Annotated in this window: 25 protein-coding genes; 15 read left to right on the top strand and 10 right to left on the bottom strand. The window is 62.4% G+C overall.

Annotation, left to right across the window (positions count from 1 at the left end; all coding sequences use genetic code 11):
- The first annotated feature begins 32 nt into the window (after positions 1-32).
- Genes BTHE68_RS25510 through BTHE68_RS25500 form a run of 3 tightly spaced genes read left to right on the top strand, consistent with a single transcriptional unit; the run spans position 33 to position 2,832 of the window.
- Complete coding sequence (locus BTHE68_RS25510; RefSeq protein ID WP_162069046.1) at positions 33-1,205, top strand: MFS transporter; 1,173 nt, start codon at positions 33-35, stop codon at positions 1,203-1,205.
- A gap of 50 nt (positions 1,206-1,255) precedes the next feature.
- Positions 1,256-2,053: an isocitrate lyase/PEP mutase family protein gene (locus tag BTHE68_RS25505; RefSeq protein ID WP_162069045.1), complete on the top strand. Its 798-nt coding sequence runs from the start codon at positions 1,256-1,258 to the stop codon at positions 2,051-2,053.
- A gap of 38 nt (positions 2,054-2,091) precedes the next feature.
- Positions 2,092-2,832: an SDR family oxidoreductase gene (locus BTHE68_RS25500; RefSeq protein ID WP_162069193.1), complete on the top strand. Its 741-nt coding sequence runs from the start codon at positions 2,092-2,094 to the stop codon at positions 2,830-2,832.
- Positions 2,833-2,873: 41 nt separating this feature from the next.
- Here the strand turns inward: BTHE68_RS25500 and BTHE68_RS25495 are convergent, their stop codons facing one another.
- The 3 genes from BTHE68_RS25495 to BTHE68_RS25485 are packed head-to-tail and all read right to left on the bottom strand — an operon-like array spanning position 2,874 to position 4,596.
- The gene (locus BTHE68_RS25495; protein ID WP_162069044.1) at positions 2,874-3,410 is read right to left on the bottom strand and encodes a hypothetical protein; all 537 of its coding nucleotides are present in this window, start codon (positions 3,408-3,410) and stop codon (positions 2,874-2,876) included.
- 33 nt (positions 3,411-3,443) lie between these two features.
- A complete protein-coding gene (locus tag BTHE68_RS25490; protein WP_162069043.1) occupies positions 3,444-4,001 on the bottom strand; it encodes a hypothetical protein in 558 nt (185 codons plus the stop codon).
- Positions 4,002-4,026: 25 nt separating this feature from the next.
- Positions 4,027-4,596, bottom strand: coding sequence for a hypothetical protein (locus tag BTHE68_RS25485; RefSeq protein ID WP_162069042.1), 570 nt, complete (start codon positions 4,594-4,596; stop codon positions 4,027-4,029).
- 282 nt (positions 4,597-4,878) lie between these two features.
- On the opposite strand from BTHE68_RS25485, the gene BTHE68_RS25480 reads away from it, so the two are divergent.
- Positions 4,879-6,177, top strand: a complete 1,299-nt coding sequence (locus BTHE68_RS25480) for an MFS transporter (protein WP_162069041.1) — start codon at positions 4,879-4,881, stop codon at positions 6,175-6,177.
- 60 nt (positions 6,178-6,237) lie between these two features.
- Here the strand turns inward: BTHE68_RS25480 and BTHE68_RS25475 are convergent, their stop codons facing one another.
- From BTHE68_RS25475 to BTHE68_RS25460, 4 genes are all read right to left on the bottom strand, one after another.
- Positions 6,238-6,792, bottom strand: a complete 555-nt coding sequence (locus BTHE68_RS25475; protein ID WP_162069040.1) for a hypothetical protein — start codon at positions 6,790-6,792, stop codon at positions 6,238-6,240.
- Complete coding sequence (locus tag BTHE68_RS25470) at positions 6,785-7,195, bottom strand: DUF3592 domain-containing protein (RefSeq protein WP_162069039.1); 411 nt, start codon at positions 7,193-7,195, stop codon at positions 6,785-6,787. Before BTHE68_RS25470 ends, BTHE68_RS25475 begins: the two co-directional genes overlap by 8 nt.
- 2 nt (positions 7,196-7,197) lie before the next feature.
- Complete coding sequence (locus BTHE68_RS25465; RefSeq protein ID WP_162069038.1) at positions 7,198-7,692, bottom strand: type VI secretion system tube protein Hcp; 495 nt, start codon at positions 7,690-7,692, stop codon at positions 7,198-7,200.
- Between the two features lie 221 nt (positions 7,693-7,913).
- The gene (locus tag BTHE68_RS25460; protein WP_162069037.1) at positions 7,914-8,837 is read right to left on the bottom strand and encodes a LysR family transcriptional regulator; all 924 of its coding nucleotides are present in this window, start codon (positions 8,835-8,837) and stop codon (positions 7,914-7,916) included.
- 145 nt (positions 8,838-8,982) lie between these two features.
- Here BTHE68_RS25460 and BTHE68_RS25455 point away from each other — a divergent pair, with 145 nt between their 5' ends.
- The 5 genes from BTHE68_RS25455 to BTHE68_RS25435 are packed head-to-tail and all read left to right on the top strand — an operon-like array spanning position 8,983 to position 14,437.
- The gene (locus BTHE68_RS25455) at positions 8,983-10,158 is read left to right on the top strand and encodes an L-rhamnonate dehydratase (RefSeq protein ID WP_162069036.1); all 1,176 of its coding nucleotides are present in this window, start codon (positions 8,983-8,985) and stop codon (positions 10,156-10,158) included.
- A gap of 47 nt (positions 10,159-10,205) precedes the next feature.
- Positions 10,206-11,504: an MFS transporter gene (locus tag BTHE68_RS25450; protein WP_162069035.1), complete on the top strand. Its 1,299-nt coding sequence runs from the start codon at positions 10,206-10,208 to the stop codon at positions 11,502-11,504.
- 25 nt (positions 11,505-11,529) lie between these two features.
- Positions 11,530-12,531, top strand: a complete 1,002-nt coding sequence (locus tag BTHE68_RS25445; protein ID WP_162069034.1) for a 4-hydroxythreonine-4-phosphate dehydrogenase PdxA — start codon at positions 11,530-11,532, stop codon at positions 12,529-12,531.
- Between the two features lie 4 nt (positions 12,532-12,535).
- The gene (locus BTHE68_RS25440; RefSeq protein WP_162069033.1) at positions 12,536-13,492 is read left to right on the top strand and encodes an amidohydrolase family protein; all 957 of its coding nucleotides are present in this window, start codon (positions 12,536-12,538) and stop codon (positions 13,490-13,492) included.
- Between the two features lie 24 nt (positions 13,493-13,516).
- On the top strand, positions 13,517-14,437 hold the full coding sequence (locus tag BTHE68_RS25435) for a dihydrodipicolinate synthase family protein (RefSeq protein WP_162069032.1): 921 nt from the start codon (positions 13,517-13,519) through the stop codon (positions 14,435-14,437).
- Between the two features lie 43 nt (positions 14,438-14,480).
- Here BTHE68_RS25435 and BTHE68_RS25430 read toward each other — a convergent pair whose 3' ends face one another.
- The 3 genes from BTHE68_RS25430 to BTHE68_RS25420 form a co-directional block, all read right to left on the bottom strand.
- Positions 14,481-15,578 carry a transglutaminase domain-containing protein gene (locus tag BTHE68_RS25430; protein WP_162069031.1) on the bottom strand — a complete coding sequence of 366 codons (1,098 nt, stop codon included), beginning with the start codon at positions 15,576-15,578 and terminating at the stop codon, positions 14,481-14,483.
- Positions 15,579-15,866: 288 nt separating this feature from the next.
- Positions 15,867-16,619: a Fic family protein gene (locus tag BTHE68_RS25425; protein WP_162069030.1), complete on the bottom strand. Its 753-nt coding sequence runs from the start codon at positions 16,617-16,619 to the stop codon at positions 15,867-15,869.
- Between the two features lie 110 nt (positions 16,620-16,729).
- Positions 16,730-18,310: an isocitrate lyase gene (locus BTHE68_RS25420; protein ID WP_162069029.1), complete on the bottom strand. Its 1,581-nt coding sequence runs from the start codon at positions 18,308-18,310 to the stop codon at positions 16,730-16,732.
- A gap of 370 nt (positions 18,311-18,680) precedes the next feature.
- On the opposite strand from BTHE68_RS25420, the gene BTHE68_RS25415 reads away from it, so the two are divergent.
- The 6 genes from BTHE68_RS25415 (at position 18,681) to BTHE68_RS25395 (ending at position 23,773) form a co-directional block, all read left to right on the top strand.
- Positions 18,681-19,808: an aminotransferase class V-fold PLP-dependent enzyme gene (locus BTHE68_RS25415; RefSeq protein ID WP_162069028.1), complete on the top strand. Its 1,128-nt coding sequence runs from the start codon at positions 18,681-18,683 to the stop codon at positions 19,806-19,808.
- 226 nt (positions 19,809-20,034) lie between these two features.
- Positions 20,035-20,214 (top strand): hypothetical protein, encoded by a 180-nt coding sequence (locus tag BTHE68_RS25410; protein WP_061179963.1) that lies wholly within the window; start codon positions 20,035-20,037, stop codon positions 20,212-20,214.
- Positions 20,215-20,266: 52 nt separating this feature from the next.
- Positions 20,267-21,802, top strand: coding sequence for a hypothetical protein (locus BTHE68_RS25405; RefSeq protein WP_162069027.1), 1,536 nt, complete (start codon positions 20,267-20,269; stop codon positions 21,800-21,802).
- Between the two features lie 16 nt (positions 21,803-21,818).
- Entirely contained in the window at positions 21,819-21,950 is a 132-nt protein-coding gene (locus tag BTHE68_RS37195) for a hypothetical protein (protein WP_286202793.1), read from the top strand.
- A gap of 57 nt (positions 21,951-22,007) precedes the next feature.
- The gene (locus BTHE68_RS25400; protein ID WP_162069026.1) at positions 22,008-22,898 is read left to right on the top strand and encodes a FecR domain-containing protein; all 891 of its coding nucleotides are present in this window, start codon (positions 22,008-22,010) and stop codon (positions 22,896-22,898) included.
- Positions 22,895-23,773 (top strand): Tll0287-like domain-containing protein, encoded by an 879-nt coding sequence (locus BTHE68_RS25395; RefSeq protein WP_162069025.1) that lies wholly within the window; start codon positions 22,895-22,897, stop codon positions 23,771-23,773. Before BTHE68_RS25400 ends, BTHE68_RS25395 begins: the two co-directional genes overlap by 4 nt.

Raw genomic sequence — 23,773 nt, 5'->3', positions numbered from 1 at the left:
ATTTGCATCTCTATCCTTCGGGAGAAGTCGAAATGGATCGTCGTCTATTAACACTGGCACTCGGCATGTTCGCGCTGGGGACCGATAGCTTCGTCTTCGCGGGCATCCTGCCTGAAATTGCTCATTCGTTTGGCGTGAGCATCGGTGCAGCGGGTCAGTTGATCAGCGTCTATGCGCTGAGCTACGCACTGCTGGGTCCGACCATCGCGGCGCTTGCGGCGAACCTCGGGCGTAAGCGATTGCTTCTGAGCGGTATCGGCCTGTTCGTGATTGCCAATCTTGGCACCATCGTGGCGCCGAACCTGGGCATCGCATTGGCTACGCGCGCGCTGGCGGGCCTCGGCGCTGCGATGTTCTCACCGACCGCCAGCGGCACCGGCGCGGCGCTGGTGCCGCCGGAACGGCGTGGCTACGCGTTGTCCATCATCGTGGCGGGCCTGACCACCGCGACCGCGCTCGGCTCGCCGATCGGCGCAGTCATCGGCGGCCTCGCGGGCTGGCACTGGACGCTGGTGCTGGTCGCCGCGCTCGGAGCGGCGGCATTCGTCGGCATCCTCGCATTCATGCCCGAAGTGCCGCTGCCGCCGGCCGTCTCGCTGCGCGCGCGTCTGTCGCCGCTGACCGATGCGCGCGTCGGCCTGACGCTCACCACGACCGTGCTGGCTCAGATCGGCACCTTCATCATCTTCAGCTACTTCTCTGTCGTGTTCGACCGTGCGACCGGCCACAGCCCCACGGTGCTGGGCGCGTTGCTGGTGCTGTGGGGGCTGGCGGGAACGTTCTCGAACCTGCTGACCGGACGCATTCTCGACCGGATCGGTTCGCACAAGGTCGTATTGATCAAGCTGGCCATCGTCGCGGTCGTCGTCTTCACCATGCCGATCACCAGCGCGCACCTCTGGAGCGCGGCTATCGCGGTGACGATCTGGGGCGCGTGTGCGTGGGGCGTCCTGGTGCCGCAGCAGTTTCGCCTCGCCAGCCTGAATCCGCCGATGACCTCGGTGCTGGTCGGCCTCAACACGTCGGCGACTTATGTGGGCGTGTCGATCGCCGGCACGCTCGGCGCCGCCGTGATTCCGCTTACCGGCAGCCACAACCTGGGCTATCTGGCCGCCATTCCCGTCGTGATCGCGATCCTGGTGTCAGGGCTTGCGACGCGCCGCATCGCATCGTTCGCGGGAACCAAAAGCGCGGTAGCGGCCTGAGTACTCAGCACGTTTCATTCATTCGAGATTTCAAGGAAAAGGAAACAGCCATGTCCAACGCAAGCACGTTCCGTCAACTGCACGACCAATCGACACCGCTCCTTTTGCCGAATGCCTGGGACGCCGGCAGCGCACGCCTCATCGAAGCGCAGGGCGCATCCGCGATCGCCACGACCAGCGCGGGCTTTGCCTGGGCGCTGGGTTATCCCGACGGACGCAAGCTTCCGTTCGATGAAGTCGTCGGCTCGGTTCGGCGTATCGTCCGCGTTCTTCAAGTGCCCTTGTCGGTCGATGTCGAAAACGGCTATTCCGATGATCCCGAAACCGTCGCCGCGCACGTGCTGCAACTCGCGGATCTGGGCATTGCCGGCATCAATATCGAAGACGGGCCGGACGCGCCATCGCTGCTGGCCGCGAAGATCGAGGCGATCAAGAACGCCGTGGCGAAAGCCGGCCTGGACCTCTTCGTCAACGCCCGCAGCGATGTCTTTCTTGCCAGCCTCGTCGAGCAGGCGAAGCAGCCGCAGGAGGCGATCGCTCGGGGTCATGTATATGCATCGGCGGGCGCGGATGGTCTCTTTCTGCCAGCGCTCGTGCAGCCGTCCGATATCGAAGCGATCGCCGGTGCAATCCGGTTACCGCTGAACGTAATGGCGCTCCCGGGCCTGGCCGATGCAACGATCCTCGGAAAATTCGGCGTGCGCCGGCTCAGTGCGGGCAGCGGCATTTCGCAGGTCGTGCTCGGCAGAGCGAAGGCTCTGGCGAAGGACTTTCTCACACACGGCCGCTCCGAAGCGCTCGACGATCAGCCTTTGTCCTACACCGAGGCTCAGCAGCTTTTTGCCTGAATGCGCAAACCGTTATCGACCCACAGAGAATGGAGAACATCATGATGCTTGAAGGAAAACGCGCCCTTGTCACGGGAGCAAGCCGCGGTATTGGAGCCGCGATCGCGAAAGCAATGGCTGCCGCCGGCGCGGATGTCGCGATCACGTATGAGAAGTCGTCGGAACAGGCGGCGCAAGTCGTGCAGGCGATCGAGGCGGAAGGCCGCCGCGGCGTCGCGATTCAGGCCGATAGCGCCGATGCATCGGCGGTTCAGGCGTCCGTGCGGAAGACGGTCGAAGCGCTGGGCGGCCTCGATATTCTGATCAACAACGCCGGCATTCTTCGGATGGGCGATGTGAAAGACATTTCCATCGAAGACATCGACGCGACGCTCAACGTCAATGTGCGCGGGCCGATTCTGGCCGCAAAAGCGGCGATTCCGCATCTCGCGCGGGGTGGACGCATCATTTCGATCGGCAGCTATTTTGCCGACCGCGTGCCCGCCTCGATGCTCGGTGTCTACTCCGCCTCCAAGTCCGCGCTCGTCGCGTTCACGCAGGGCCTGGCGCGAGAACTCGGTCCGCAAGGCATTACGGCGAACCTGGTGCAGCCCGGCTCCATCGATACGGACATGAATCCGGTCGAAGGTCCGTTCGGGCCGACCTTGAAATCGCTGACGGCCACCGGCGACTATGGAAAGGGCGAGGACATCGCGCAAGCCGTGGTCTTTCTTGCGAGCGCGAACGCGAGCTACATCACCGGCGCGTCGCTCACCGTCGATGGCGGCGCCAACGCCTGAAGGCGAAGGAGGACGCGAAGTCCGCACGGACATCGCGTCTTTCAATATCCGATTCTGAGCGGCTCCGGATGATCGCGCGTGATCACGAGTTTCGCGGCTGCCGGGTATCCCACTTCCGTGATCGGGGTCGTGTATTGAGTACACGTGGACGGGTTTGAACCGAGTCTGGAGCGAGCCAACAGGGATTGCCCCGGACCCGCGGCGGCGAAGTACACCGTGACCTCGCTGCCTTGCCTGAACGGAATCGCGATCCTGGGACCCCAGGCCGACTCGATGATCGGATCGCCGCTGCAATCGGTCGACGTGTACTCGCCCTCGGATATCGCGAGCCATTCGAAGTCGGTCGCCGAGAAGTGATAGCTCGCATCCTGGACGCGCGTGAGCGGCACGATCGTGGTCGCGTCGCCGACCGTCAACGCGACGCCGTTATTGGCGCTGAACTGCGTGAGATCGCCAATCACACGGCCGTTCGCATCGAACACTCTCACCGGTCGATGCCTCTCGTCGTGCGACGAATCGCCGGCGAGCGACGCAACGGCGTAGAGCACGAGCAAGGCTCCGGTCAGCCAGCATTTCATATCGGCCTCCATGGTCGACGCGCTCGCATCGCGTCAATAATCGATGCGCAAGGGTTCGGGATGGCGCTGCGTCAGCGGATAGGTGCTCCGGACCGCCCAATACAGATCGCCCTCGTCATACTGGGCCGCGGTGCACGAGGTCGCGCCCGAACTATCCGTCTGCCTCGTCGACCATACGTGCACATTGCCCGAATAGCCGTCGACGGCGACATAAACCGTTACGTCGACCCCGTCCCTGACCGCGATCGCCGGAGTGGGACTGTCCGAGTACGGGACGAGCACGCCACCGCTGCAGTCAGTGGATGCGTAGCCCACCGGCTGCGTCGCGACCCATTGATACTCCGAGGCCGAGTACTGCAACGGTGCAACGAGCTTGTGATCGACCGTGACGAAGATGGGCCTGCCGTCTATCGCGATATACACGCCGTTGACGCCGCCGAGATATTCGAGCGGCCCCACGGCCCTTCCCTGTGCGTCGTACACCATGGGCAGGCGCGGCCCTTCGGGTCGATCGCGCCCCGGATGATCGCGCTCGCCTGCAAGACTCAGGCTCGCGCACATGGCGAGCACGGCAACGAGGATTCGACACATCACGTTTCTCCGTCGATGCGGTCAATCAATAGCCGATGGTCAGCGGCTCAGGGTAATGCGCCGTCAGCGGATAGTTCGTCTCCGCCGTGAATGCCGGCACGGGCGCAGTGGAAGGCGGCACGTGACCGATGACCGGCGGCGGGGTGCATCGGGTGCCGTCGAAGACCGCGACGATCTGGGCCGGCGTCGAGACCGTATTGCCTGCGATCAGCAGCGTGACGTCGGCGCCGTTTCTCGTCGCGATGGCCGGCCGCGGACCGCTCCCCGGCGCGATGATCGGCGAACCACTGCAATCGGTGGTCGAGTAGTTGAACGGCCCGAACGTCCACCACTGAAATTTCGACGAATCGATCGTGTTGGGATCGATGCGCAGCCACGTGACGGCGGCGAATACGATCGCACCGTTTATGTCGAGATAGACGCCGTCGTATCCGTGGTACGACGCAAGCCGTCCGACAGGCTTGCCGTGTGCATCGAACACGCTGAGGACGTGGTGATCGTCGTTTCGCCGCCGGTCCTGTCCGTTGTCCGCATCCGCGTGAAGCGACATTGCGCTCATGACCAGCGGGATCATGAGAAGAAGCCAGCGACGCATGCGCGTCTCCTTCGACCGACAGCGTCCGCACCGCTTGCGGCCTGAATCTGTCTGCTCAAAGAGGATAGGTTCGCGAACCTTTCATTTCAAGGCTCATGTTTTCGCGAAGCGTCTTTGCAGGTCCGCCAATACGAGCGGCGCCAGCCATAACCTCCGGTAATCACCTCATGAGGCGAATTCAATAGACGGCTATCGCTGTTTTCGCGAGACTGCGGGACGCCGGATCGACATGCGGTCCGTCCTCGAACAAGAGCGAAACAAGCCTTAGAGGAGACACCAAAGATGCTGCATCGCCCCAGAGTCACCCGCTCCGTTCTCGCGCTGATGTGCGCGATGTCGTTCATCATGTATCTCGATCGCGTCAACCTGTCCGCTGCGGCGGGCCTGATACGCGACGATCTTCATCTCACCAATACCGACGTCGGCCTCGTGTTCGGCGCGTTCGCCTATACGTATGCGATCTGCCAGGTCATCGGCGGATGGTTCAGCGACCGCTTCGGCGCCAAGACGACGCTCGTGCTGTGCGCGTCGATCTGGATCGTCGCGTCGGTCGCGACGGGCTTCGCGGGCGGTGTCGTCTCGCTGTTCTGCGCGCGCATGCTGCTCGGCGTCGGCGAGGGTGCGGCGCTGCCCGCGCAAGCCCGCGCGCTGGTCAACTGGTATCCGGCGAGCAAGCGCGGCTTCGTGCAAGGGCTCACGCATTCGTTCTCACGCCTCGGCAACGCGGTCACGCCACCCTTGATCGCGTTGCTGGTCGCATTCGCTTCGTGGCGTGCTTCGTTCGTGCTGGTCGGCGCGCTGACGGCCGTTTGGGTCATCGCCTATGCGTGGTACTTCGCCGATAACCCGCGCAAGCATCGGCACATGACGGCCGAGGAAGAAGCGGAGTTGCCGCCCGAACACAAGGTCGCCGTCGACAAGACGCGCGAGCCGACGCCCTGGGGCCGCCTGCTCAAGCGCATCGCGCCGACGATGATCGTCTATTTCTGCTATGGCTGGACCGGCTGGCTGTTCTTCACCTGGCTGCCGACCTTCTTCATGCATGGACGCGGTCTCGATCTGAAGAGTTCGGCGCTGTTTTCCGCAGGCGTGTTTCTTTCGGGTGTCGTCGGCAATACCGCGGGCGGCGTGATTTCGGATCGCATTCTGAAGCGCACCGGCAGCGTGGTTTCGGCGCGGCGCAACATGATCATCGTCGCGTTCCTCGGTGCGCTCGTGTTTCTCGCGCCCGTGATGGTCGTGAAGTCGCTGCCGGTCATGGCTGCTTCGTTGAGCCTGTCGTTCTTCTTCCTTGAGATGACCATCGGGCCGATCTGGGCCGTGCCGATGGATATTACGCCCAAGCACGTCGGGATCGCGAGCGGGCTCGTGAATGCGGGATCGGCTATCGCGGGGATCTTTTCGCCAATCGTGTTCGGGTTCGTCGTCGATCGGACTGGGAGCTGGACGTTGCCTTTTGCGGGGTCGCTCGGTTTGCTCGCGGTGGGGATCGTGATGACGTTTTTCATGCGGCCGGATATCGCGCTGGATCATGCTTCGGCGAAGGATGATGCTTTGGATGGGGAGTTGGTCGGGCGGTGAACGTCGGCTTTCGCCAGACCGCAGGGAACGCCCGCGAATGCGGGCGTGGACGATCGGGGCCTACTCAGTGTACGGACCTTTATAGTTAATCGAGCCAAGCATAACGCCGCCTCCTATGGCATCGACTAACCCCTCACCCATCCCGCGCAAGAGAACAAAGGCTTTCGCGCTCGCTCCAAGCGCACTTGCAAACAAGCCGGGGTTGAACATCCACGGAATCATTGCTCGTTGATCGATGCCTGCAATGAAGCCTGAGATGTTTTCCGTGACTAGCAGTCCGGCGCTCGCATCTACATAGATCGTCATTCCTGCAAAATCCTCTGGCTTTAATTCGGGCTCGCGGAACCGGTAGACAAAGCCCCTGCCTTGAAAGTCCGTCGTTGCACCCGAACCGCTTACCGTGCCTTTACGCGGCAATCTAATATCTGGCAGTCGCAGACTTTTCGGCATACGCGTGCTCAAGCCGACGCCCGCGCCAAAGCCGGCATATTCAAACGCGTGGAGCTTATGCGCTGGATCTTTCAAAATGAATTTCCCGCCCGAAAGCAGCAGATCACCGATTGATGCGGCAGCAGAACCGGCCGTTTCATACTCCCATTGGCTCGATTTAATCATCGTCGCCCCACCGGTGCTTGTTTGGACGCATACCGTAAAGACCACCTATGATAAAGACCGCAGAGAATGCCGTTATAAATGTGTGCATGCCCCATATACTCAATTCGTTATTTACTCTGGCCTCGATATACGGGGTTGTCCGATACCTGATTTCGACGCGATCACCCACTTCTGTGCGATACGTTGTGCTCCCTGCGAACGATGATCGCCTTCCATCACTCGTCGTGAACTCTATTTCTGGATGAAAGCCTCCGGCATTGAGCTTGACTACGGTGCCCCATGTCACCACCGAGTAAAGTCGAAACTCCAACGTCGATGGCAAAAACGGCAACTGAAGCGCGAAGACTGCGCAACCCATAATCACCGTATCCCAATTGATTTTCGAGCGATCAATCTTGAACATGATCAGTCGCCGCACCGTATTACGTAGTGATTGGTTGAAACGCCACATGCAGCGCCCTCCATGTTCATCAGGGTGTATTCTCGTTTGAACTCGTCAAACGAAATCACGACACGCTCATAATGTCCGTAGCCGGTGCCGTATGGCACGATTCGATGCACCATGACATTTTTCATTTGAATCTTAAGTGTGGGCTTCGGCGGAATGATTTTTCCGAGTGGAGTCGTTGACGATTGCGCAAAGGGACTAAGAACAGTCAAAATACCTTCCGACGCCACCTTGCTATGCAAGAGCATATTGAGCAAACCAGTAGATGCGAGACTGATGCGATGCACGAACGTGATGTGTTCGATAGTCGCGCGCTTATTGCGAGAAGCGCCGCGCGAACTTTGGTGCATATTCCATTCATAGCGGTACACATCAATTTCACCGACATGGCCCACGGCACTCGCTTCACCGGTGACGCCATCTATTTTCACAAAGATGTTCGTGTCGCTCATTGCTTATCCTTCGTTCTTTTCTCTCGCGATGGATGACTTGCCCTCGCTCAACACAAGCGGGCAGCGCACAGAGCATAGATATGGCAACGACTTGATAGCCATACGATATTTCTCATTCTCAATTAAAAAGCCCGCTCGTTGAGCGGGCTAGCGTGCACGGCGAAATAAGCGCGCGCCAGTGCGCGGGTTATCACCTTTTTTATTCACCGCTTATCGATTCTTCAAGCCCGTCGAATCGCATCGATCACCAGTTGCGTCGCCGGACTGATCCGCCGGTTCTTCCTGAGAATCAACCCATAAGGCGCGAGCCGCCCGCGCAATGCAGTGGGCAACGACGCAATCGTATCGAGCGCCGAATAATAGTCAGCGACGGAACTCGGCAACACCGCAAGCATGTCCGAGTCCCGCAACAGCGACAACGTGGTGAGAATGGAAGACGTCTCGACCGTACTCACCGGCGGCGCAACACGCGACTCCCGAAACGTCTGATCGATGATCTGCCTCATCGGACTCGGATGCGGCTGCACGATCCACGGATACTTCGCGAGATCTGCAAGCTTCGGCCTCCCCGCCATGGCGACCGCCGGGTGATCCGGCCGCGCCACGATCGCCAATGCCTCTTCCGACAAGGTCTCGAACGTCAGATCGAGCGCGGAAAAGCCGTAAGGAATGCGCCCCACCACGATATCCAGCTGATCCTGCTGCAACGCCTGCACGAGCACATCGCTCGTATCGATCTGCACGCTGATCTGCAGGCGCGGATGCGCTTCCTTCAGCTGCACGATCACCTTCGTCAGCAAATCGGGCGCCGGCGCCATCACCGCGCCGATGCGCACCTTGCCGATATCGCCCGCCTCGATCGCCGCCAGTTCCTCGCGCAGTTCATCGAGATCCTCGAAGACGACGCGCGCGTAGCGCATCACCGCCTCCCCGTAGATCGTCGGCTCCATGCCGCGCGCATGACGCACGAACAGCGTCGCGCCGATGGTGTCCTCCAGCTCCTTAAGCGCCTTGGTCGCGGCGGGCTGCGTCATCGCGAGTTCGTCGGCGGCGCTTCTGAGCGATTCGGTTTCCGAAAGCGCCGTCATCAATTGCAGATGACGCAGGCGCAGGCGTTTGCGGATGGTCGTGGCGGGCGCGATCATGCGAGCGATAACTCCAGGAAATAGCCTGATGCAAATAATTCAATGGTCAGTTATCGCAGAGTTTCGCACACTAGCGCTACCCGATACAGCCGCGCAAACCCTCGTTGCAGCGGCCCCCACCCGACTGGAACCGGAGACACCCGAGATGAAGATCAAGCATGTCCGCGCACGCGTTTTCGAATGGAAAGGCAAGGTCGTGCCGCCGCAATCGCACTTCTGCACGAACGCCGTCGACGTTCTCTACGAACGCGGCGATGCGATGGGCTCATTCCGCTTTCACGGCTGGCTCGTCGTCGAGATCGAATGCGACGACGGCACGGTGGGTATCGGCAATTGCGCGCTCGCGCCGCGCGTCGCGAAGCAGATCGTCGATGAATATCTCGCGCCCATCGCCATCGGCGAAGATCCGTTCGATCACGAATACATCTGGCAGAAGATGTATCGGCGCACGCTCGCATGGGGTCGCAAGGGCATCGGCATGGCGGCGATCTCCGCAGTGGACATCGCGCTGTGGGACATCATGGGCAAGGCGGTGAAAAAGCCTGTCTTCAAGCTGCTCGGCGGCCGCACGCATGAGAAGATCTGGTGCTATGCGTCGAAGCTCTATAACAACGACGACCGCGACGCCTTTCTCGCGGAAGCCCAGGGCTATCTCGACCAGGGCTTCACCGCGATGAAGATGCGCTTCGGCTACGGCCCGAAAGACGGCCCGAAGGGCATGGCGAAGAATCTGGAGCAGGTCCGCCTGTTGCGCGAACTCGCAGGCGACGATGTCGACATCATGCTGGAGTGCTACATGGGCTGGACGCTGGAATACGCGCGCCGCATGTTGCCGCGTCTTGCCGAGTTCAATCCGCGCTGGCTCGAAGAACCCGTGATCGGCGACGACGTCGAAGGCTATCAGGAGCTTAAGAAGATGAACATCGTGCCGATCTCCGGCGGCGAGCACGAGTTCACGAGCTATGGCTTCAAGGATCTGCTGGAACGCCGCGCCGTGGATGTCATTCAGTACGACACGAACCGCGTGGGCGGCATCACCGCCGCGCGCAAGATCAACGCGATGGCGGAAGCCTGGTCCGTGCCCGTGATCCCGCACGCGGGCCAGATGCATAACTATCACCTGACGATGTCGAGCACCGCGAGCCCGATGTCCGAATTCTTCCCCGTGTTCGATGTGGAAGTGGGCAACGAGCTCTTCTATTACATCTTCGACGGCGAGCCGCAACCGGAGAACGGCTATCTGCAACTCTCCGATGAAACGCCGGGCCTCGGCATCACGCTGTCCGACAAGCATCTGAGCGATTTCGACATCATCGAATGACGCAATGATGCAGGGCCGATGCAGCCCGCCCATATCAGGAGACAGGCATGGAAGGCAGGATCGAATCACCCGCGGCGCATGACGCCGCCGCGTCCGGACACGCGACGAGCGTACGCTGGCGCATCTTCGGCGTGGTGTTTCTCATCACGCTGATCAACCTCGTGGACCGCATCTCGCTTTCCATCGCGATGCCCACCATCGCGAAGGAGTTCGCGCTCTCGCCCGCGATGCAGGGGCTCGTGCTCTCGAGCTTCTTCTGGTCGTATGCGCTGTTGCAGATTCCGGGCGGCTGGCTCATCGACAAACTGGGGCCGCGCAAGGTCATTGCAGGCGCAACTGTCTTGTGGGGTCTCTTTCAAACGTTGATGGGCGCGGCCACCGGCGGCCTGTCGATGCTGCTGCTGCGCGTGGGTCTCGGCGGCGCGGAAGCCCCGCTCTTTCCCGCAGGCAGCAAGCTCAACGCGCTCTGGCTATCGCGCGGCGAACGCGCGCGCGGCGCGGTGCTGATGGATGCGGGCTCGCCGCTCGGCGCGGCGATCGGCGGCCTCGCGATCTCGCATCTGATCCTCATGTTCGGCTCGTGGCGCACCGCGTTCGTCGTCGCGGGGCTTGCGACGATCGCGTGTGGCTGGCTTGCATGGCGCTATCTGCGCGACGACCCCGCGAAACATCCCGGCGTGAATGGCGCGGAACTCGCGCATATCCGCGACGGCGCGCCGTCCGTGTCCGGCGCTGCCCGCGCGGTCCATGACGATGCGCCGTTGCCGCTGCGCTCGACCATCGCGATGTGCGTCGGCCGCATGAGCTGGGCGATGATCTTCTTCGGCCTGCTCACGTGGGGCCCGAGCTACCTGACGCAGGCGCGGGGCCTGAGCCTGTCGCAGATCGGCGCGGCGACCTTCTTCATCTTTCTCGCGGGCGCGCTCGGCTCGCTGTCGGGCGGCTTTCTGTGCGATGCGCTGTGCGCGAAGAATTTCTCGCGCGGCAAGGTCGTGAAGAGCATGATCACCGTATCGGGCGCGGCGACGCTCGCCGTGTTCGCCGCGCTGCCGACGATCACGTCGCCCGTCGTCGCGGTCGCAGTGCTGTGCGGCGCATCGTTCCTGCTGATGTGGGGCAGCCTCTACTGGAGCCTGCCTTCGCTGCTCGCAAGCCCGGGACGCGTCGGCCTGCTCGGTGCGTGCATGAACTGCGCAGGCAGCGTCGGCGGCATTTCGATTCCGCTCATCACCGGCTTCATTCTTCAGCGCACCGGCTCCTTCGATGCGGTGCTGCACTTTTACGGCGCGTGCGCGCTGGTGTATATCTTCGGTTCGATTGCAATCGATCTGCGCCGCACACGCTGATCACCGACCCACAGACCCTACGAACATGAAACCTCGCATCGCAGTTCTTCTCGGCGATCCCGCCGGCATCGGTCCCGAACTCATCGCGCGTCTCATCGCGAAGCCCGAGAATCGCGCGCGCGCCGATCTGCTGATCATCGGCGACAGGCGTGAGCTCGACAAAGGCATGGAGATCGCGCAGCAACGCTTCGAGTATCACGTGGTCGACGATGAAGCCGCCGCCGCGCGCGATACCGACGTGCCTTCGCTCATCGACTTCCGCCTGCCCGACGATGGGCTCTACGAGCGCGCCGTGGCGACGGAACGCGGCGGCCGCTACAGCCTCGAAGCCTTCAAACAGGCACTCGCGATGACGCGCGTGAACCGCACGCAAGCGATGCTCTTCGCGCCCGTCAACAAAACCTCGCTGCACATGGCCGGCATGGAGACGAACGACGAAATGGAGTGGTTCGCGCGCCAGCTCGACTACAGCGGCGCGTTCTGCGAGTTCAACGTGCTCGACGAGCTGTGGACCTCGCGCGTGACCTCGCATATCGCGCTGAAGGACGTGAGCGCGAAGCTCACGCCCGAGCGCATCATCGGCGCGGTGCGACTGATTCACGATGGATTGAAGCGCGCAGGCATCCACGCGCCGCGCATCGCCGTATGCGGCTTCAATCCGCATAACGGCGATAACGGCGCCTTCGGCCGCGAGGAAATCGACGTGATCGCGCCAGCCGTCGAACAGGCGCGCGCGCAGGGTTATGACGCGCAAGGCCCCTTCCCCGCCGACACCATCTTCGTGCGCGCGCGCGATCAGAAGGTCTTCGACGGCGTGGTCACGATGTACCACGACCAAGGCCAGATCGCGATGAAGCTGATGGGCTTCTGGCGCGGCGTCACGGTGCACGGCGGCCTGCCCGTGCCGGTCACGACGCCCGCGCACGGCACCGCGTTCGATATCCACGGCCAGGGCCGCGCCGATGTCGGCGCCACGCAAAAGGCCTTCGATATCGCCGTGAGAATGGCGCAGGACCGTGCGAGCTGACGTCATGATGCAAGCGCGTATCGAAGCCTTGCGCGAACGCTTCCTGGAAAGCGGCGACGACGCGGACCTGCCCATCGTCGACGCGCATCATCACTTCTGGGACGTGACGCACAACGATCATCCGTGGCTGCGCGATCTGCCGCGCATTCCGTTTCGCTATGGCGACTACGCGGCGATCTGCAAGGACTTCCTGCCCGATGATTACTTCGCGCAGGCGGGCAATCATCGCGTCGTGAAGACGGTCATGATGGAGGGCGAATGGAACCCGCGCGACGTGCTCGGCGAGGCGCGCTGGGCCACCGCGCTGCACGAACGCACCGGCCTGCCGAACGCGATGGCTGCGCAGATCTGGCTCGATCGCGATGATGTCGCCGATGTGATCGACGCCTATCGCGACATGCCGCTCGTGCGCAGCGTGCGCCACAAGCCGAAGACGGTTGCGCGCGCGGCGCATCGCGCGGATTTCGATGTGCCGGGCTCGATGCGTTGCGCGCGCTGGCGGCGCGGCTATGCGTTGCTCGCGCAAAGCGGCCTGATGTTCGAATTGCAGGCGCCGTGGTGGCATTTCGGCGAAGCGGCGGAACTGGCGCGCGACTTTCCGCAGATGAAGATCATCGTGAATCACACGGGCCTGCCCGCGGATCGCAGCGACGAAGCGCTCGCCGCATGGCGCGCCGCGCTCGATGCGCTCGCGCGATGGCCGAACGTATGGCTCAAGATATCGGGCATCGGCGAAGCGGGTGTAAGCTGGAGCGTCGCGCGCAACGGACGCGTCGTGCGCGATGCGATCGAGAGCTTCGGCGTCGAGCGGTGCATGTTCGCGAGCAACTTTCCGGTCGATAGCCTCGTCGTCACGCTCGATGAGCTTTTCAAGGGATTCAAGACCATCGTCGCGCAGCGCACGCGTGAAGAACGGCTCGCGCTCTTTTTCGACAACGCAAGCGCGCTGTACCGGATCTAGACCCATCAAAGGAGACACACTTCAATGGCTGCACCTGTTTATCGCGGCGTATTTCCCGTCGCCCCGACCATCTTCGACGATCAGGGCCGTCTCGATCTCGAAGGCCAGAAACGCGCGATAGATTTCATGATCGATGCCGGTTCGCACGGCGTCTGCATACTCGCGAACTTCTCTGAGCAGTTCGCGCTGTCCGATGCCGAGCGCGACACCGTGCAACGCACCGTGCTCGAACATGTGGCGGGCCGCGTGCCGGTCATCGTCACGACCACGCATTTCAGCTCGCGCGTCTGTGCCGAGCGCAGCCGGGCGGCACAGGACGCAGGCGCCGCGATGGTCATGATCATGCCGCCGTATCACGGCGCGACGATTCGCGTCGGTGAGCGCGGCATTCACGAGTTCTATCGCGAAGTATCGAATGCGATCGACATTCCGATCATGATTCAGGACGCGCCCGTCGCGGGCACGCCGCTTTCCGCATCGTTTCTCGCGAAGCTCGCGCGCGATGTCGAGCACGTGTCGTACTTCAAGATCGAAACGGCGCAGGCGGCATCGAAGCTGCGCGAACTGATCGAACTCGGCGGCGATGCGATCGTCGGTCCGTGGGATGGCGAAGAGGCCATCACGCTGATGCCCGACTTCGACGCAGGCGCGACCGGTGCGATGACGGGCGGCGGCTATCCGGACGGCATCCGCAAGATCGTCGACGCCTATTTCGCGGGCGATACCGAGAAGGCTGCGGAGTTGTATCAGCAATGGCTTCCGCTCATCAACTACGAGAACCGGCAATGCGGTCTTGCCGCGTGCAAGGCCTTGATGAAGGAAGGCGGCGTGATTCGTTCGGATGCGGTGCGTCATCCGCTGGCGGCGATGCATCCCGCCGTGCGCGACGGGCTGTTGAAAGTCGCGCGCAAGCTCGATCCGCTCGTGCTGCGCTGGGGGCGTTGAACATACCTCGCGGCGGCATTTGCGCGCGCCACCCGTGCGTCAGTCAACGCGCCGCCACGCGTATCAACCTTCCCGCCACATCCGCCTGATCGGCAGCGACGCGCCACTTCGGAAACGTCCCGGATCTGTCGACTTTCCACGGATCGCCGATTTCGTCGACGTACGTCGCGCTCGCGTTGCGCCCCGCCGCTGACGCGCGTCTAAGCGCGCCCGGCGCAGCGCGTTCGAACGAACGGCTGCCCTGTTCGTTGAACACGGTCGCAAGCGGCCGCCGCGCCTGGCCCGACAGGCTGAGCGGCGCGCCAAGCGGTCCTGACGGCGCGCGCAGCACCGCATCGGCGGGCTTGCGTCCGGCGAGGATCGCGGCGAGCAGCGCGGACGGACCGTTCGATGTCGATGCTTCGCGATCCGTATCATCCGTGCGCTTCGCGGGCGGCGCGCTCGGTGAATCGAGCGCGAGCGGTTCGCTCGCGCCATCGATCTGCACGACGAGGATGACGTGCCAGTCGTCCGGCGTGTTGTTGTAGCGCGGCGCGAGCGACACGAGACGCAGTCGCGCAATGTCGAAACCCGCGTCGCGCAGCAGCAGATATTTGGCGACGGCGAAATCCTTGCACACGCCGCTTTCGGCAAAGAACCGCGCCGGCGCGTAGTAGCTGCCGTCGGTTCCGTCGCGGTAGCGGACTTCGTTGACGAGCGCATCGGCGAGCAGCGCGGCTGATTGATCGCCGGCCTTCGTGCGCTCTGCCCGCACCTGCGCGACGAGCCGGGACCAGCCGGCGGGTTCGCGCGTCTGGTGGCTGCGCAGCGCTTCGCGCAGGCGCTGCACGCGGCCGATCGCATCCGACGAAGGTTCAAGGTTCTTGTCGGCAAGCGGCAGGAGGAACATCAGGTCGCCGACTTGCGCGAGTTCCGGGCGGATCTTCCGGTTGGCTTCCCACCACGTCCCGGCGCGCAGGCGCTCGATGCCGCTTTGCAGCGCGTGCGGCATCGACGAAGCGCTGGCGTCCTCGTCGCGCGTGCCGGGTGCATGGTTGTGCGACGCGGCTGGCAGACTCGCGGCGCCCGCGACGACGGGCAACAGCACCGCGGCAGCGAACGTGCACTGGAGCAAGCAAAGAAGCAGTCGAGCGAGCGGCATGGGTTGACTCCCGGTGTTTCGAAGCCTCCAAATGCCGTACACGCCGTTCGGCGCAAGACAACATTGGCTTGAAACCAACATTGCATGCGGCGTGCCAATTCGTCGTATCGCTCTACGTCATTGATTAAACGGGGAATTGTTCTTACGGGCCCGGTGTGGCGAACGCCGCATGACGCTCGCCGCCCAACAGACGCGCGATATCTGTCGGCGTGTCCCGCACGCTTTGAGTTCGCGAAAGGTGAATACGGCAAGTGGTTTCGCAGTGCAGCAGGCCATCACGGCGCATCGCTACGCCAGTCCGAGCGCGTCGAGATAGACGTTCATTGATCGCTGAACCAATACGGCGATCAGCCGGGCAATGCCCGTGTAGTCGTTGCTCACGCAAGCGTCATCCAGCGAATCGCAATAATCCGCACGATCCCCGCTCCGGACGACGGCCGGGGGATAACCGGATTTCATCAACTCGACGTTCAAGAGCAGGCGCCCCGTTCTGCCATTTCCGTCCACGAACGGATGGACCTTAACGAACCGCGTATGAAGTTCCGCCGCGCGAGCGAGAGGATGCATGTTCCCTGCTCTCGCATGCCACTCGACGAGCGAAGCCAGTTCAGCCGGCAGATTCAGAAAGTCCGGTGGAATCGTACGCGCGCCCGATATCGCTACGTTCACATGGCGATAGCGGCAGGCTTCCTCACCGGCACGGCCCTTCAGCACCACGTTGTGGATGTTCCTGATCTGCCATGCGGACAGGGACTCGTTCGTCGCGACGATCTCATCGAGGTAACGCATCGCGTCGGGACGGCCCATGCTTTCGCAGTACTGCGGCAGCGATTTGCCGTCCATGGCCATGCTGTCGAGCACGACCCGAGACTCGCGCAATGCGCGAGTGTGGCGCCCGGCTCCATGCGCTTCAGGCGTCCATTCAAGCCGCAGTCTGTCACGCAGCGAAGCCAGAGCCGGAGGCGATAGCGGACGCATCGCGTCCAGTTTCGCCTTGTCGGCATCGATCGCTTCCAGCATCCGTTGCAGAGACGAGTCCATGGCCTGCGTACCTGATTCGTCGATTGTACTCACTAGCCTGACGTTGCCTTACCGGACAAAAAAAACGCCAACCCGCAGGTTGGCGTTTGCCCGAGATATCGCTGCCGGTATCAGAACTGATTCATCGTGTTGTCCTTACCCGCCGCCTTCAGCGCCGCTTCGCCGCTGAAGTACTCCTTGTGGTCATCGCCGATATCCGAGCCCGACATGTTCTGGTGCTTGACGCACGCGATGCCCTGACGGATTTCCTTGCGCTGCACGCCCGCCACGTAACCCAGCATGCCCTGATCGCCGAAGTATTCCTTGGCCAGATTGTCAGTCGACAACGCGGCGGTGTGGTACGTCGGCAGCGTGATCAGATGATGGAAGATACCTGCTTCGCGCGACGCGTCGGCCTGGAAGGTACGGATCTTTTCATCGGCGAGCTGCGCCAGTTCGGTCTGGTCGTATTCCACGCTCATCAACTGGGCGCGGTCGTATGCCGAGACATCCTTGCCCGCGGCCTTCATCGCGTCGTAAGCCTGCTGGCGGAAATTCAGCGTCCAGTTGAACGACGGGCTGTTGTTGTACACCAGCTTCGCGTTCGGGACGACCTTGCGAATCTCGCTCACCATGCCGTTGATCTGCGCGATATGCGGCTTTTCGGTTTCGATCCACAGCAGGTCGGCGCCGTTTTGCAGCGCGGTGACGCAATCCAGCACGCAGCGCGCTTCGCCCGAGCCGGCGCGGAACTGGAACAGGTTGCTCGGCAGGCGCTTGGGACGCAGCAGCTTGCCGTCGCGCTTGATGATGACGTCGCCATTGCCCAGTTGGTCGGCCGACAATTCCTCGCAGTCGAGGAACGCGTTGTACTGGTCGCCAAGGTCGCCCGGCGTGTGGGTCACGGCGATCTGCTTGGTCAGGCCTGCGCCCAGCGAGTCAGTACGAGCGACGATGATGCCGTCATCCACGCCCAGCTCCAGGAAGGCGTAGCGGATCGCGCGGATCTTCGCCAGAAAGTCTTCGTGCGGCACGGTGACCTTGCCATCCTGGTGGCCGCACTGCTTCTCGTCGGACACCTGGTTTTCGATCTGGATGCAGCATGCGCCCGCTTCGATGAACTGCTTGGCCAGCAGGTACGTGGCTTCCGCGTTGCCGAAGCCCGCATCGATGTCGGCGATGATCGGCACGACATGCGTGACGTGGTTGTCGATCTTTTCCTGGATCGCGGCCTTGGCAGAACCATCGGCAGCGTCGAGCTGGCGGAACAGGCCGCCCAGTTCACGGGCGTCGGCCTGACGCAGGAACGTGTACAGCTCGCGAATCAGCGCGCTGACGGAGGTCTTTTCGTGCATCGACTGGTCCGGCAGCGGGCCGAACTCCGAGCGCAGCGCGGCCACCATCCAGCCGGACAGATAAAGGTAACGGCGCTCGGTGCTGTTGAAGTGCTTCTTGATGGAGATCATCTTCTGCTGACCGATGAAGCCGTGCCAGCAACCCAGCGACTGCGTGTACTTCGACGGGTCGGCATCATACGCGGCCATGTCGGCGCGCATGATCTTCGCCGTGTACCTGGCGATATCCAGGCCCGTCTTGAACTTGTTCTGGGCACGCATGCGGGCGGCGTACTCGGGATTGATGGCATTCCAGGCGCTGCCGTTAGTCTCTTTCAAACCAGCAACTGCCTTGATGTCGTCTTGATATTGGGCCATGTGACTCTCCTGGGAACAAAGCGGGTTTAACTGAATGATTTGGCGGGCCGCCGCGTCTGTCGTAGCGAACTGCATGACTCAATACTACCGCCATTTCACGCTCGCGAGTGAAGTCTTATATAAGACATAAGACATTATTAACGTATATTTTTCAATGGCTTAGACGACTATTTTTGCAATGCAAAACACGTTTTCAAGCGGCAAAAAGTCGACGGCGCGAAAATTCATCGCGAATTCCGCGATGTGAAATGTCCTTTCGGTTGCTGAAGACAGGTCAGCAGGGATGGCCCGAGCGACGTACGATGTCTGTTTCGACGTGCCGAGGTCGCGACGCGGCCCGACGTCCATTCGTTTTTTATCGGAGGCGAACGTGCCAGGGTTACTTCCCGATGTCGACCGCGAGGGGCTCCTCGAATATTCAGTCGTCTACACCGACCGATCGATCAACCATATGTCGCGGCTTTTTCAGGGCGTCTTGCGCGATATTTCTGCCGCCCTGAAACAGGTCTACAACGCGAAGTCGGCTGTGGTCGTCCCGGGCAGCGGGACGTTCGGCATGGAAGCCGTTGCCCGGCAGTTCGCGACGAACAAGAAGTGTCTGGTCATCCGCAATGGCTGGTTCAGCTTCCGCTGGACGCAGATTTTCGACATGGGCGGCATTCCGTCTGAATCGACGGTGTTGAAGGCGCGTCCGGTCGAATCGGGGAGGCAGGCAGCCTATGCACCGCCTCCGGTCGAAGAAGTGGTGGCTGCGATCAAGGAGAACAAACCTGATCTGGTCTTCGCGCCGCATGTCGAAACCGCGTCCGGAATGATGTTGCCCGACGCCTATTTGCGCGCGGTATCCGATGCCGTTCACGATGTCGGCGGCATGTTCGTACTGGATTGCATCGCCTCCGGCGCGATCTGGGTGGATATGCAGGCGAGCGGCGTCGACATTCTGATCAGCGCGCCGCAAAAGGGATGGAGCGCGCCGCCCTGTTGCGCACTGGTCATGCTCAGCCCGCTCGCGCGCGAAAGAATCGACTCGACCATCAGCACCAGTTTCGCGTGCGATCTTCGCAAATGGCTGCAGATCATGGAGGCCTACGAAGGCGGCGGCGTCGCATATCACGCCACGATGCCCACGGACAGTCTCGCGACGCTGCGCGACGTGATGAAGGAAACCGAAGCGTACGGTTTCGACAAGGTGAGAGCCGAGCAGCTCGAACTCGGCAAGCGCATTCGTTCGCTTCTGACTGGCGCGGGCTTCAGGAGCGTGGCGGCGGAAGGCTTTCAGGCGCCGGGCGTCGTGGTCAGCTACACGGACGACGACGGCATACGCTCCGGGAAGAAATTCGCCGACGCGGGCTTGCAGATTGCGGCTGGCGTGCCTCTCCAGTGCGACGAGCCCGCGGATTTCAAGACCTTCCGCATCGGCTTGTTTGGCCTGGATAAGCTGCATGACGTCGAAGGCACCGTCGCGAGGTTCGCGAAGGCGCTGGATAGTCTTCGTTAAGACGCGTCGCTATCCTGCGTCGCGAGTGCAGCGGCGCGCGTGCATCGGTGCCGCGCGCCGCATGGAGCCGCGCGGTGCTCCATGACGGCAGGAAACCCGTCCGGCCGGACACTTCAAACCCGCGTTTATTCCTTTCCCGCCCGCAAATAAATCGCCGCTTCCACGCGGAACAAAACCTCCTGCCTCGCTGTTTTGCTATCGACGGTCGCGACATCCCACGGCGACCATGATCGGCACGATTCGCTCGGCGAACGGCTCGACAGGAGGCATCATGCACCGCGAAATCTTCGTCCTTGAGCACAACTTCTTCAGCTTCGGCTGCATCTATCGGGTGGACGTGCGCAGTCGCAGCGGCCGCCTGATCGAGACCCGCTACGTGAAGCTGAACGATATCGCGTGGTGCTAGGCGCTCTCCCCGACACTCAACCACAAGCTCAGATTTTCGAGGAGACCTCTCCATGCCCTACGCTTATGCCCAGTTGCCCGACATCGTTCCCCACGATGAATGGCTAAGAGGAACCTCGGCGCTGCTTCAGGTACGCGGCGCGGCGCTGAAGGATCTGGATCAGCAGATCCTCATGTATCAGCGCAACCGGACGGTTCATCAATTCCACTCGCTGGTGCAGGCGTACGAGCGCTGGCAACTTTCGGCCGGCCCCGACGATGCCTGGAAAAGCGCTTCGCGCAACGGCTCGAAATACTTCACGCTGCTCGATCAGCAACTGCGCGGCAACGGCGACACGGACGCCGCGGCAGGCGCGCAGGACTTCATGACGCCGGCGCTCATCAACGCACGCCTCGGCGTGCTGTACCTCTTCGGCAACCTGGAACTGGAGGACGACACGTTTCAGGTGCTGCTGGAAGGCGCTTTCGATATCACCAACGTGGGCCTCGGGTTCGCGCCGGACACCAATGTCGCGGCGGCGCGCGCATCCGCGGTGCTGGACAACAGTGTCGTGCAAAAATCGGCATCGCTCGCGCTCGAACAGGTGCAGCAGAAGATCAGGAAGCGCAAGGAACCGACGCTCACGAAATCGAATCAGCTCACGAATTCCACGCTTACGTTGCCGGCGTTGAGCAGCGCGGCGCAGCGGCTGTACGAGGCCATTCGCGCCAAAGTCGAGGAAGGGGCGAGAAAACTGTGGGACATGATTCGCGAAAAGGTCGCCGACATCCGCAACGATCCCGGCGGTTTCGCGCTCGACACGATGCCCGCGCTGTTGCGCAAGCTCATCGATTTCCTGTGCGGCAAGCTGCTCGCCACGCTCGCGCCGTTCATCGGCGCGGGCCTCGATATCGCCAAGGGCATCGCCAATACCGTCGATAGCAGCATCACCAAGTATCGCGAATGGGTGCAAGGCCGCGACGTGCAACTGCTGGCCGGGCATCCCGGAACCATCGTGGAAGCGATCAGGCGCGCGATGAAGCTGAGCATCGGTTCCGGCGTATACGACCTCGTCAAGGGCGGCGCGAGCCTCGGCCTGCAGTTCGCGAGCCAGGGTGCGTCGACCATCATCGATGCGGTCGTGTCGATCATGGAAACACTCGCGAAGGTGATCTGGAAGATCGTGGAAATCAAGCGCATCAAGCGCTTTTGCGAGCAGGCGAAGGGTTACTGGGAAGCGCGCATGCAACGCGACGCGCTGCATACCCGGCCGCTCGCCTTCAACGGCTGGTTCAAGCGCTACGCCGTGCCGATTCCGGCGCTCTCGGTGCTCGCCCTGAACTCCGGCATCTGCGGCGACAAGATGCACTTCCTCGCGATGTTCAAGGATGACGAGAACATCGTCACGCAGGCGGAATTCACGGCCGGCTGCAAGTACGTCGACAGCCTCAAGGTCTGGGGATCGGACTATCTGGGCGATGCGGGCTTCGCATTCAGTTCCGACGACGCGATGATCAAAGGTCTGCTCACGCTCGCCACGAGTCACAAGGAAGAGCAGACCTGGGACCTGAAGGTGCGCAAGGCCGTGCTCGGCTTTTTGAACGGATAGCGCCTTGGCGCAAGACATGAAGAACGCCTTCGCTCATGCGAAGGCGTTCTTCATTCGGGGTGCCTGTTTCCACGGATCGAGCATCGCCGAGACCACCACGCACGACGCCGATCTGTTCCATCGACAAAGAAAAATTCATGTGGAATAGAAGCCGGGGTACGGCTGTTTTCGTCGCAATACCTTCACGCTCCGAGGCATCGCCGCGATGAACGCCCGAACCCTGCTGCACACCATTCGTTTGAGCGTCGCCCTTGCATGTCTGTGCGCGCTGCACGGTGCGCACGCGGGCCAGGCGATGCTGCTGCCCGAAGGAACCGTCACGCTGATCCGCGCGACGTCCGTGTTCAACGTCGATGCGCCCGTCGCGCTGCAGCCAGGCGATCTGCTCGCCACCGATGCACACGGCGGCGCGCAAATCGAGGACGGCGACGGCACGATCGTCGCGCTCGGCGCCAACACGCGCGTCGCCATCGATGCCTTGCCGCACGGCGATGCGCTCGCGCTCCTCTCAGGCTGGATCAAGATCGCGCGTCCGCGCACGGGCACGGCCGGGCCTTTGTCGATCGATACGCCCGCGCTCGACGCGAGCCTGCTCGACGGCGCGGCGGTACTGCATGCGAGCCGCGACATGACTTCGCTCTTCATCGAAACGGGCAGCATGATGCTCGCCCTGCCCGAACATGCCGACGCGCATCAGCAGCTCGACGGCGAACACTACGCCGAACGCGAGACCGGCAAGCCGCTCGATGTGGGCAAGCGCCCCGCGACGTCGTTCATCGCCGCGATGCCGCTGCCTTTTCGCGATCCGCTTGCTTCATCGGCGACGCCCGCGAAGGCGAAGCTCGTCGCGCCCGTGCAGGGCCGCGCGGCGACATATGCCGATATCGCCGACTGGCTGAGCGCGCCGCTGCCGATCCGGCGTGGCTTCGTCGCACGCTTTCGGCCGCTTGCGCAGGGCGAGCCGTTCCGCGCGCAAGTGCGGCAGAACCTGCGCAATCTTCCCGAATGGCGGCGCGTGCTGTGCCTGCCTCCCGCCATGCCGCGCCGGCGTGCGCCTTCGCCCGCGCAGAACCCGTCAACCGAGGTGGAATCATGAGACTGTCGCTCGCCGTCAAGTTCAATCTGGTGTTTCTGGCGGTGTTCGTCGTCGGCTTCGTGTCGGCCGGATTCGCCGCGCGCGAGTTGCTGCGTCGCGCGGCCATCGACGAAACCGTGCAGAACGCGCGCGTCCTCATGGAAGCGGCGGGCGCGGCGCAGAACTACACCGCGACGCAAGTCACGCCGCTTCTGCAGACGCAGCTCAAGTACAGCTTCGTGCCGCAATCGGTGCCGGCCTTCTCGGCCGTCGAAACGCTGATGACGCTGGAGAAGCGCCTCGCGGGATACTCCTATCGCTCGACGATGCTGAACCCGACCAATCCGCGCGACCGTCCCTCGGACTGGGAAGCGGATGTCATCCGCCATCTGCACGACAAGCCCGAACTGAAGGAAGTCGTCGGACTGCGCGACACGCCGACCGGGCAGAACCTCTACATTGCGCGCCCGAACCGCATCAACGACGCCGCCTGCATGGAATGCCACAGCGTGCCCTCGCGCGCCCCGAAAACGCTCGTCGACAAATACGGTCCCGACAACGGCTTCAACTGGGCGATGCACGACGTCATCGGCGCGGATTTCGTCTCGGTGCCGATGGCGCTGCCCATCGCGCGCAGCAACGCGGTGCTGCGCACCTTTCTCGGCTCGCTCTTCGCCGTGTTCGTGCTGTTGCTGATCGCGCTGAACGTAACGGTGCATCTGCTCGTCACGCGGCGCATCCGCGCCCTCTCGCGCGCCGCCGATGAAGCCAGCCTCGGTCAACTCGACGGCGCGAACTTCAGCGAGCGCGGCCGCGACGAGATCGCTTCGCTCGCCGCGTCGTTCGCGCGCATGAAGACGAGTCTCGTGGAAGCGTTCAAGATGATCGAGGCATGA

This window comes from Burkholderia sp. THE68, from assembly GCF_009938265.1.
GTDB lineage: Bacteria > Pseudomonadota > Gammaproteobacteria > Burkholderiales > Burkholderiaceae > Caballeronia.
This window is presented reverse-complemented; position numbering and strand designations above follow the sequence as displayed.